The sequence below is a fragment of the Streptomyces poriferorum genome, from assembly GCF_019399235.1.
GTDB classification, from domain to species: Bacteria; Actinomycetota; Actinomycetes; order Streptomycetales; family Streptomycetaceae; genus Streptomyces; species Streptomyces poriferorum.
Genome location: NZ_JAELVH010000588.1, coordinates 1 through 741, shown reverse-complemented (window position 1 = coordinate 741; position 741 = coordinate 1). Strand labels below are relative to the sequence as shown.

Annotated in this window: 1 protein-coding gene; it reads left to right on the top strand. The window is 66.0% G+C overall.

Translation table 11 applies throughout. From position 1 onward, the window contains the following. Positions 1–61 precede the first annotated feature (61 nt). On the top strand, positions 62–741 hold a 680-nt coding region (locus tag JGS39_RS39855; RefSeq protein WP_219574634.1), incomplete at its 3' end, for a DEAD/DEAH box helicase family protein.

Here is a 741-nt window from a genome sequence, read left to right as displayed (position 1 = left end):
ACGACTCTGATGCAGCACGAGTGAAGGGCTACCCCCTCCCCCGGATCTGGAGCATCTCGTCATGATTGGTGAAATTCCGCTCTATCCGCATCAGGCGGAAGCGGTGGACGCTATCGTTGCCGGGCTGGAAATCCGGCCCGGCCAGCAGATTCCAAAAAATGGGCTGCGCGGTCAGGTGCACGCGGCGTGTGGCACGGGAAAGACGTTCATTGCTGCCGGTGCGGCGCAGCAGATTTCTCCGCATGGTCGGATTCTGGTTCTTCTTCCGACGTTGGAGTTGTTGGCGCAGACGGTGCGGGAGTGGCGGGCTTTCGGGCGGTCGGGGCCGATGGTGGCGGTGTGTTCGATGGATGACGATCCGCGTCTGTATGACCTGCGGGTGCCGTCGACGACGAACGCTCCGCAGCTGGCGCTGCATTACGGCAGCGGGCCGGTGACGGTGTTCGCGACGTACTCGTCGCTGCCGGTGCTGACCGAAGCTCATGAGGGCGCATACGGGCTCCCCATGGACATTTGGGACCTGATCTGTGTGGACGAGGCCCACAGAACCAGCGGTTCGCTCGGGAAGGCGTGGGCCGTCGTCCACGACCAGGAGCAGCTTCCGGCGATGCGCCGGCTGTACCTGACGGCGACGCCGCGGATCTGGATGGAGCGGCCCCGGCCGCGTCGGCGGACGGAGTTCCCGAAGGAGAGCGGGGAGGCGGGGCGTCGGGCGCCGGTGGACCGGCTGCCGAAGGAGAT